General features: G+C 68.9%; 11 protein-coding genes and 2 tRNA genes. 9 read left to right on the plus strand and 4 right to left on the minus strand.

Annotated elements, in window-relative coordinates:
- Positions 1-276: 276 nt before the first annotated feature.
- Together ACLQ24_RS10815 and ACLQ24_RS10820 are read left to right on the plus strand one after the other, a co-directional pair.
- The gene (locus tag ACLQ24_RS10815) at positions 277-828 is read left to right on the plus strand and encodes a hypothetical protein (protein ID WP_425890850.1); all 552 of its coding nucleotides are present in this window, start codon (positions 277-279) and stop codon (positions 826-828) included.
- 284 nt (positions 829-1,112) lie between these two features.
- On the plus strand, positions 1,113-1,580 hold the full coding sequence (locus ACLQ24_RS10820; RefSeq protein WP_425890851.1) for a hypothetical protein: 468 nt from the start codon (positions 1,113-1,115) through the stop codon (positions 1,578-1,580).
- A 327-nt stretch (positions 1,581-1,907) separates the two neighbouring features.
- Here ACLQ24_RS10820 and ACLQ24_RS10825 read toward each other — a convergent pair.
- Positions 1,908-1,981, minus strand: a tRNA-Gly gene (locus ACLQ24_RS10825).
- 250 nt (positions 1,982-2,231) lie between these two features.
- Between ACLQ24_RS10825 and ACLQ24_RS10830 the strand changes: the two genes are divergently transcribed.
- From ACLQ24_RS10830 to clpX, 5 genes are all read left to right on the plus strand, one after another.
- Positions 2,232-2,305 (plus strand) — tRNA-Pro (locus ACLQ24_RS10830).
- Between the two features lie 117 nt (positions 2,306-2,422).
- Positions 2,423-3,769, plus strand: coding sequence for a trigger factor (tig, locus tag ACLQ24_RS10835; protein ID WP_425890854.1), 1,347 nt, complete (start codon positions 2,423-2,425; stop codon positions 3,767-3,769).
- Between the two features lie 268 nt (positions 3,770-4,037).
- A complete protein-coding gene (locus ACLQ24_RS10840) occupies positions 4,038-4,679 on the plus strand; it encodes an ATP-dependent Clp protease proteolytic subunit (protein ID WP_007464111.1) in 642 nt (213 codons plus the stop codon).
- A gap of 10 nt (positions 4,680-4,689) precedes the next feature.
- The gene (locus ACLQ24_RS10845; protein ID WP_121652300.1) at positions 4,690-5,352 is read left to right on the plus strand and encodes an ATP-dependent Clp protease proteolytic subunit; all 663 of its coding nucleotides are present in this window, start codon (positions 4,690-4,692) and stop codon (positions 5,350-5,352) included.
- A gap of 211 nt (positions 5,353-5,563) precedes the next feature.
- Positions 5,564-6,859, plus strand: coding sequence for an ATP-dependent Clp protease ATP-binding subunit ClpX (gene clpX, locus ACLQ24_RS10850; protein WP_145779357.1), 1,296 nt, complete (start codon positions 5,564-5,566; stop codon positions 6,857-6,859).
- 27 nt (positions 6,860-6,886) lie between these two features.
- Here the strand turns inward: clpX and ACLQ24_RS10855 are convergent, their stop codons facing one another.
- From ACLQ24_RS10855 to ACLQ24_RS10865, 3 genes are read right to left on the minus strand one after another with little or no spacing between them, the layout of a single operon-like run.
- Positions 6,887-7,162, minus strand: a complete 276-nt coding sequence (locus tag ACLQ24_RS10855; RefSeq protein WP_425890875.1) for a cupin domain-containing protein — start codon at positions 7,160-7,162, stop codon at positions 6,887-6,889.
- Positions 7,066-7,380, minus strand: coding sequence for a helix-turn-helix domain-containing protein (locus ACLQ24_RS10860; protein ID WP_425890876.1), 315 nt, complete (start codon positions 7,378-7,380; stop codon positions 7,066-7,068). The genes ACLQ24_RS10855 and ACLQ24_RS10860 overlap by 97 nt, the downstream gene beginning before the upstream one ends.
- Positions 7,381-7,435: 55 nt before the next feature.
- Positions 7,436-7,558, minus strand: a complete 123-nt coding sequence (locus tag ACLQ24_RS10865) for a hypothetical protein (RefSeq protein WP_425890856.1) — start codon at positions 7,556-7,558, stop codon at positions 7,436-7,438.
- A 132-nt stretch (positions 7,559-7,690) separates the two neighbouring features.
- Between ACLQ24_RS10865 and ACLQ24_RS10870 the strand changes: the two genes are divergently transcribed.
- Together ACLQ24_RS10870 and ACLQ24_RS10875 are read left to right on the plus strand one after the other, a co-directional pair.
- Complete coding sequence (locus ACLQ24_RS10870) at positions 7,691-8,038, plus strand: EamA family transporter (RefSeq protein WP_425890878.1); 348 nt, start codon at positions 7,691-7,693, stop codon at positions 8,036-8,038.
- Positions 8,039-8,077: 39 nt separating this feature from the next.
- Entirely contained in the window at positions 8,078-8,875 is a 798-nt protein-coding gene (locus ACLQ24_RS10875; protein WP_425890857.1) for a carbon-nitrogen hydrolase family protein, read from the plus strand.
- The last annotated feature ends 73 nt before the right edge of the window (positions 8,876-8,948 follow it).

Raw genomic sequence — 8,948 nt, forward strand, 5'->3', positions numbered from 1 at the left:
CAAGATCCGCACACCATCAGGGATGTTGCTGCTTCACGAGCGTCGGAGGCAGCAACATCTGGGAAGTTGTGCGGATCTTGACCGCCGGACCGCAGGCCGGCCGGACCGCCAGCCCACCAGGTCGCCGATATCGCGCTGTCCCACGCGCTGTAATCGGGGTGTGGGATTCGGCACGTCGTGTCGGGTTCGCGCCGGACGGCGGTCGGCGACCGATTTGCCGGCTGGCTACCCTCGGATTCGGGCGGTGGTGGCGCCGCCCGTCAGGGGGAGGACGAGATGGCAGACCAGACGCAGCCGTGGGCGGAGCGAACCGTCGAGGTCTTACCGCAGGCCGGCGTCGGGGTCCCGCCGCAGCGGGACGGCTTCCGCCGGGGTGTGGCGCCGGTGGGCCAACCGCGCAGCTCGCGCACCGAGCCGTTTCCCGTGGTCGAGCAGGAGCCGACCGGTACGGGTTGGCCGGGCGAGCCGGCGCCGCGCCAGCCGCTGAGCTGGCGGCTGGCGCAGTTGCGTCGCGGCGGCGAGTGGAGCGCGGCGGCTGGCCTGTTCGCCTTCGTGTGCTGGGGGATCTGGGCGCTCTCCGGGGGCGGCAACCTGTCCGGCCCGCTGCTGGTGCTCGTGCTGAGCATGCTGGTGGCAGTCGGCCTGTTCGCGCTGGCCCGGACGGTCGGCCGCCTGGTGCTGGAGCGGCAGCTCGGGCGGGTCCGGCGCAGCGCGCGGGGCGCGCACCTGGCCGCTGCGGTCTTCCTCGTCGGTCTGGGCGTGGCCTGGCTCCAGCAGACCGAGTGGGTTGTCTCGGCCTGGAACTGGATCACCTCGCACGTGTCGTGAGGCGGTGCACGGGCGGGCCGGCATGGCACCGCGCCCGCCCGTGCGCCCGGTCGTCTCCCCACCAGGCGATGGCGCTGCTTACCCGGTCGAGCGCGGTTGACCCGTAGCACTTCCGGTCCGACTCTCGACGTCAGCCGGTGGTGGCTGCGTTACCGCTTGTTGCCACCTTGGAGCAGTGGCGTGGTCATGCTTAAATGTGACTTCGATCACTGTTTAGAAATATAGTGCTGGGGTCCGCTTGCATGTTCGATGGGTGCGAAATACACGTCCCGGTCGAGTCGAAGGTGTCGGCCGTCGACGCGTTCGTCGCCCCGCTGACCAACGGGTTCAGGTGCGCGGGGTTCTACAACGATTGGAGGGAAGTTGTGCGATCCTTGCTGAAGAAAATAGGGCTTGCCCTGGCCACCTCTGCCCTGATGGGTGCCGCTTTCGTGGCCGTCGCGCCGAGCCCGGCCCAGGCCGCGATCGCTAAAGGTCGCGCCCAGTTGTGCGTGCACGGCGACTACCGGGCGCAACTTAAGTGGGCCAACGGCGCAGGACTCTTGAGCCCTTACCCGTTTATCCTTCGGCCCGGTAGTTGCATGACTTGGGACTACCCGACCAACGCCACGCAACTGGTCGTCACTGGCTTCGAATACGGCGATTTCCCCGGCCTGATAAAAGTATATCCCATTTCTGGCCAGGGATTCAAGATAGCTACTGAGGGCAGTTTCAGCGAAATGGCTTGGGTTGCATGTAACCAGGGCTGCTAGCTTGATTCTTTCCCGGGTTCTACCGTCGATTCGGCAGAAACCGGGAAAGGTCGAGTGTTGGCCGTCAAGAGCGCGGCGTCCCCCTAGGGCTGGGTTGCTGGCCGGCACGAATCAATGCGGCTCGGCAATTCTTCGCCCGGCGAATGAGTCTGGCCTTCGATAGGGTCCGCCGAATTCTGCTTCGAGGCGTGCCGCCACCGAATGTCGCGCTACCGGGCGGTCGGCACGCGAGGCAGCCTTGGGCGGGTCGTGCAGGTGGCTCAGCAAAGGGTCGATCGAGAACGGCCCAGGCTCGGCGGGTGTGCCGCTGGCCTGGGCCGGAACCTATGGAGCGGGCGACGGGAATCGAACCCGCACCGTCAGTTTGGAAGACTGAAGCTCTGCCATTGAGCTACGCCCGCGCTCGGCCCCGCCGGAACGGGGCGCGCCGACAGCGTACCCAATGCCGGTCCTGGGCGCGCGACCGCGCCACCGCCCCGTGGCGGCGCGTCGTCCCGACGCCGCGCCGCGCCCTCCCAAGCGGGGCGGCGGCGCGGTGGGCGAGGGCGGCGGCGTGGCGGGTAAGATGGGTGCTTTCTAGGTGATCTGTCCGGGTGGGGGTTGCCCCGGCACTGCCTGAGGCGCGGCGACGGCATAGACTGCACGTCGCCACGGGGTGTGGCGCAGCTTGGTAGCGCACTCGCTTTGGGAGCGAGGGGCCGTGGGTTCAAATCCCGCCACCCCGACTGTCGTCCGCGTCCGGGTCGCCCCGGGCGCTGCGAGCCGGCCCCGCCGGCTCGCCTACACTCGATGGGCCAATCGAAGGCCCAGAATCAAACCCAGATCCGTCAAGGAGTACGCCTGTGAAGAGCACCGTCGAGACTCTGAGCCCGACGCGCGTGCGGCTCGCCATCGAGGTGCCGTTCGTCGAGCTCGAGCCGAGCCTCAAGAAGGCGTACCGGGAGATCGGTTCGCAGGTCCAGGTCCCGGGCTTCCGCCGGGGCAAGGTGCCGACCGCGGTGATCGACCAGCGGGTGGGCCGGGGCACCGTCCTCAACGAGGCGGTCCAGGAGGCCATCCCGGAGAACATCATGGCCGCGGTGCGCGAGCACGACCTGAAGACGCTGGGGCGTCCCGAGGTCGAGATCACCGAGTTCAACGACGGTGACTCGCTGAACTTCACCGCCGAGGTCGACGTCCGCCCGGAGATCACGCTGCCCGACGCCAGCACCATCGAGGTGACGGTTGACGAGCTGCAGATCGACGAGAGCGAGATCGACGAGCAGGTGAAGAACCTGCGCGAGCGGTTCGCCACCCTCAAGACGGTCGAGCGCGCCGCCGCCGAGGGCGACTTCGTGCAGATCGACCTCAACGCGACGGTCGGCGGCGTGGACGTGCCGGGCGGCCAGGCGAGCAACATCTCCCACGAGGTGGGCAGCAAGCAGCTCCTGCCGGGCCTGGACGAGGCCGTTGTCGGTCTCGCCGCCGGCGACAGCACCACCTTCACCACCCAGCTGGTCGGCGGCGACTTCGCCGGCCAGGACGCCGAGGTGGCGGTGACCGTGCGCACGGTCAAGGAGAAGGAGCTGCCGGAGCTGAACGACGAGTTCGCCCAGATGGCCAGCGAGTTCGACACGATCGAGGAGCTGCGCGGCGACCTGCGGGCCCGGGTCACCCAGGGCAAGCAGGTCGAGCAGATCTACGCCGCCCGGGACAAGGCGCTGGCGCAGCTGGTCGAGACCGCCGAGGTGCCGGCGCCGGAGGGCGTCGTGCGCGAGGAGGTCGCCAGCCGTAAGCAGGCCATGTCCGACCAGCTCGAGCGGATCGGCGCCTCCCTGGAGGAGTACCTGGCCGCCGAGGAGAAGACCGAGGAGCAGATCGACGCCGAGCTGACCGAGGCGGCGACCGAGGGTGTCAAGGTGCAGCTCCTGCTCGACACGCTGGCCGACGCGGAGGACGTGCAGGTCTCCGACGACGAGTTCGGGCACGAGATCGTGCACCGGGCGCAGCGTGCCGGGATGGCCCCGCAGCAGTACTACGACCAGCTGGTGCGCTCCGGCGCCGCCGCTGCGGTCTTCGGTGACGTGCGGCGCGGCAAGGCGCTCGCGGCTGTCATGGAGCGCATCTCGATCAAGGACTCGGCCGGTAACCCGGTCACCCTGGACGCGTTGCGCGCCGCCAACGAGGCCGAGCACAACCACGAGCACTGATCGTCGGGTGCGGCCGCCGTCCGCCGCTGTGCGGCGCGCGGCGGCCACACCTCTTTCCGGGGTACGCCCGGAATTTTCTGGGGTACGGCGGAATTGTGCACAGTCGGGTACGCCCGGAAATTGAGCACAGCCGGGTACGCCCGGGGGCCCGCGCCGCGGGTGCGCCCGACGCGACTGCGCTGAGAGCGAACAGTGCCCCGACCGGGACTCTGCCGCCCCGCACAGCGGTTAGTGTCGGGAAAGACGGTACGGAGAGCGAAGGGCTGCCATGACCGACATGCACATCCCCAAGAAGTCGCTCCGGGCGATTGACGCGCGCGGTGGCGATTCCATTGGCAACCTCGACGACTCGGTCTACAACCGGTTGCTCAAGGAGCGCATCATCTTCCTGGGCAGTGAGGTGACCGACCAGGTCGCCAACCGCATCTGCGCGCAGCTGCTGCTGCTCGCCGCGGAGGATCCGGACCGCGACATCAACCTGTGGATCAACTCGCCGGGTGGCTCGGTCTACTCGGGCATGGCGATCTACGACACCATGCAGTTCATCGACAACGACGTGTCGACGGTGGCGATGGGCATGGCGGCCTCGATGGGCCAGCTGCTGCTCTGCGCGGGCACCAAGGGCAAGCGTTACGCCCTCCCGCACGCCCGGATCATGATGCACCAGCCGTCCGGTGGCCTGGGCGGCACGGCGTCCGACATCGCCATCCAGGCGGAGCAGATGCTCTACACGAAGCGGATGTTCCAGGAGCGGGTCGCGCACCACACCGGCCAGAGCCAGTCGCAGATCGAGGCCGACTCGGACCGGGACCGTTGGTTCACCGCCCAGGAGGCCATGGACTACGGCTTCATCGACAAGGTGATCATCGGGGCCGCTCAGGTTCCGGATGGCGCCGGGACCCTGAGCTGAGGAGCTGACGATGACCGATCTGAGCCTGCCGCCCCAGTTCGCGGCCGTGCACAACCGCTACGTTCTGCCGTCGTTCGTCGAGCGCACGTCGTACGGGGTCAAGGAGTCGAACCCGTACAACAAGCTCTTCGAGGACCGGATCATCTTCCTCGGTGTGCAGGTGGACGACGCGTCGGCCAACGACGTGATGGCCCAGCTGCTCACGCTGGAGGGCACCGACCCGGACCGCGACATCATCATGTACATCAACTCGCCGGGTGGCTCGTTCACGGCCATGACGGCGATCTACGACACCATGCAGTACGTCCGTCCGGACATCTCGACGGTCTGCCTCGGGCAGGCCGCCAGCGCGGCGGCGGTGCTGCTGTCGGCGGGTACGCCGGGTAAGCGGATGGCTCTTCCGAACTCGCGGATCATCATCCACCAGCCGGCCACCGAGGGCGGCTACGGGCAGGGCTCGGACATCGAGATCCAGGCTCGGGAGATCCTGCGGATGCGTACGCAGTTGGAGGACATGCTGTCCCGCCACTGCAACCGCCCGATCGAGCAGGTTCGCAAGGACATCGACCGCGACAAGATCATGACGGCCGAGGAGTCCAAGGAGTACGGGCTGGTGGACACGATTCTGACCAGCCGCAAGAAGGGTCTGCTGGCTGCCAACGCGGCCAGCTGAGTCAGGACCGGGTCAGGGGTTGGTCGGGGCGTTGGTTCCCGGCCGACCTCTGACACACCCATTTTGGGGGTCGGAGAATGCCCCGGCAGCGGGTAACGTCGGGTCCGTACCGCTTCGCCGGTCGGGCCGGTGGGGCGAACCAAACCGGGCGGCGCGCAGCGTCCGCAGGTCAGGGCCGGGTCTCCGGTCGACGAGTGCAGGGAGAACGTAGGTGGCACGGATCGGTGACGGCGGCGACCTACTGAAATGCTCCTTCTGCGGTAAGTCGCAGAAGCAGGTGAAGAAGCTCATCGCGGGCCCTGGGGTCTACATCTGCGACGAGTGCATCGATCTCTGTAACGAGATCATCGAAGAGGAGCTGGCCGAGTCCGGCGAGGTGAAGTGGGAAGAGCTCCCCAAGCCGATGGAGATCTGCCAGTTCCTCGACAACTACGTCGTGGGGCAGGACCAGGCCAAGAAGGCGCTCGCCGTCGCGGTCTACAACCACTACAAGCGCATCCAGGCAGAGGCGGCCAACGCGCCGGGCTCCGGCAGTGACGCCGTCGAGCTGGCGAAGTCCAACATCCTGCTGCTCGGCCCGACGGGGTGTGGCAAGACGCACCTGGCGCAGACCCTCGCCCGGATGCTGAACGTCCCGTTCGCCATCGCCGACGCCACGGCCCTGACCGAGGCGGGATACGTCGGCGAGGACGTGGAGAACATCCTCCTCAAGCTGATTCAGGCCGCGGACTACGACATCAAGCGCGCCGAGACCGGCATCATCTACATCGACGAGGTCGACAAGATCGCCCGTAAGTCGGAGAATCCGTCGATCACCCGCGACGTCTCCGGCGAGGGTGTGCAGCAGGCCCTGCTCAAGATGCTGGAAGGCACGGTCGCCAACGTGCCGCCGCAGGGCGGTCGCAAGCACCCGCACCAGGAGTTCATCCAGATCGACACCACCAACGTGCTGTTCATCTGCGGTGGCGCGTTCGCCGGCCTCGACCAGATCATCGAGTCCCGCACCGGGCAGGGCGGCACCGGCTTCGGCGCCCGCCTGCGGTCGGTCTCGGAGCGGTCGACCGACGACATCTTCAGCCAGGTCATGCCGGAGGACATGCTCAAGTTCGGGCTCATCCCCGAGTTCGTCGGCCGGCTGCCGGTGATCACCAACGTGCGCAGCCTGGACCGCAGTGCCCTGGTGCGCATCCTCACCGAGCCGCGCAACGCCCTGGTCCGGCAATACCAGCGTCTGTTCGAGTTGGACGGTGTCGAGCTGGAGTTCGACGAGCCGGCGCTGGAGGCCATCGCCGACCAGGCGATGCTGCGGGGCACAGGTGCCCGTGGCCTGCGCGCCATCATCGAGGAGGTTCTGCTCTCCGCGATGTACGAGGTGCCGAGCAACCCGGACGCCGCCCGGGTGCTGATCACCCGCGAGGTCGTCCTGGAGAACGTCAACCCGACCATTGTTCCGCGCGAGTTCACCGGGCGTCGGGCCCGGCGGGACCGCGAGGAGAAGTCGGCCTGATCGTCCCCGCGTCACGCCGGCCGTTCGTCACTGACGCGGCCGGCGTGACCGTGTCCGGCAGTCCCACTCGCCCGACGGGGTGACCGTCACCATCATGGGCCGTGCGGGTTCCTCGGCGTCGTTGCGGTAGCCGTGCTCCCGGTCGGCGTGGAACTCGATCGTGTCACCGGCCCGTACGGCGTGGTCCTGCCCGTCGACCCGGACGATCACCGCCCCGCTGAGGACGTGCAGGACCTTGCGGGTGCCGCGGGGGTGGTCGGAGGAGCGGTGTCCCTCTCCGGGTTCCAGCCGCCAGTCCCACAGCTCGACGAGGTCGGGTTCGCCAGCCCGCTGAGCAGGTGGGCGCTGCCACCGTGCTCGCCCTGCCAGAGCACGGGCGCCTCGGCCGTGGAGCTGATCCGGACCGTCTGCTCCTCGTCGGGCTCGACCAGCCGGGCGATGTTGACGCCGAACGCGTCGGCGACCCGGCACAGTGTGCCGACGCTGGGGTTGGTGCGTGCGCTCTCGATCTGCACGAGCATCCCCTTGCTCACCCCCGACGGGCCGGCCAACTCCTCGAGGCGGCGTCATGCTGCTCTACCGGGCCCTCGCCGGCGGAATGATGGCCGTGGTGGCGCCGATCACCGTGATCACCGCCGCAGTGGTGCCGATCGTCGCCGGCCTGTTCACGTCGAGCTTCCCCGGAGCGCTGGCGCTCACCGGCGCCGGCCTCGCCGTGGTGGCGATCGCTCTGGTCAGCCTGCGTGAAGGGGAAAGGGGTCCGGGCGCTCCCGCGCGGCTGGTGGGTCTGGCCCCCTCGCCGCCGGGGCGCTCTTCGGCGTCTTCTTCACGCTGCTCGGTCAGGCCGGCGAGGGCGCGGGCATGTGGCCGGTGGCGGCGGTGCGAGCCAGCTCGATCGCCTTCGGCCTACTCCTCGCCGCCCGCACCGGTGTGCGACTGCGGCTTGGACGGCGGGTGCTGGGCTGGGCGGCCGTCGCCGGCCTGCTCGACAGCGCCGCCAACGCGCTCTTCATGGCCGCCGCCGCCCGAGGCCACCTCAGCATCGTGGCGGCGATCGCCGCGCTCTACCCGGCCAGCACGGTACTGCTCGCGCTCGTCGTCGACCGGGAACGGTTGCGCCCGATCCAGGTCGCCGGCCTCGGGTTCGCGGCGGGGGCTCTGGTGCTGGCCAGCATCTGACGCTGTCCACACCGGCCCGTCCGGTCGTACTCTGGGCTCATGCGCGTCGCCGTCTGCCAGCTGAACGCCCGGGACGACCGCAAGGCCAACCTGGCCGCCGCGGAGGTGCTGTTGGAACGCGCCGCCGACGGCGGCGCGGACCTTGCCATCCTTCCCGAGTACGTCGACTATCTCGGCCCCGCGGACGGTCTGCCCGACCCGGAGCCGGTCGACGGCGAGGTGGGCATCTTCTTCGCGGGCGTCGCACGGCGCCTGGGCATGTGGGTGCTGGCCGGGTCGTTCCACGAGGCCGGCCCGGACCCGGCGCACACCTGGAACACGTCGCTGGTCTTCGACCGCGCCGGCAACCTGGCCGCGAGCTATCGCAAAATCCATCTGTACGACGTCGAGATCCCCGGCCGCGTGTCCTACCGGGAGTCGGAGACTGTCGCGCCCGGTGTCCAACCCGTCGTGGTGACCGTGGAGGGTCTCCGGGTCGGGCTGTCGATCTGCTACGACCTGCGCTTCCCGGAGTTGTACCGGCGGCTCGCCACCGAGGGCGGCGCCCAGCTCCTGGTGGTGCCGGCGGCGTTCATGATGCACACCGGACGGGACCACTGGGAGGTCCTGCTGCGGGCCCGGGCCATCGAGAACCAGTGCTTCGTGGCGGCGGCCGGTCAGACCGGTGACCACGAGCCGGGCCGCACCTGCTTCGGGCGCAGCATGGTGGTGGACCCGTGGGGGACGGTGCTGACCCAACTGCCCGACGGGCCGGGGGTGGCCGTGGCCGACCTGGATCTCGATCGGCTCGCCGTCATCCGGGCCGAGCTGCCGAGCCTCGCCAACCGCCGGCTCTGAGAGACTGTCGGGTAACTGGGTGGGGGCGGAACGTCACGCCGAGACACGTCGATGGAAGGTCCTCGACAAATAG

The sequence above is a fragment of the Micromonospora sp. DT4 genome, from assembly GCF_049841675.1.
GTDB lineage: Bacteria > Actinomycetota > Actinomycetes > Mycobacteriales > Micromonosporaceae > Micromonospora.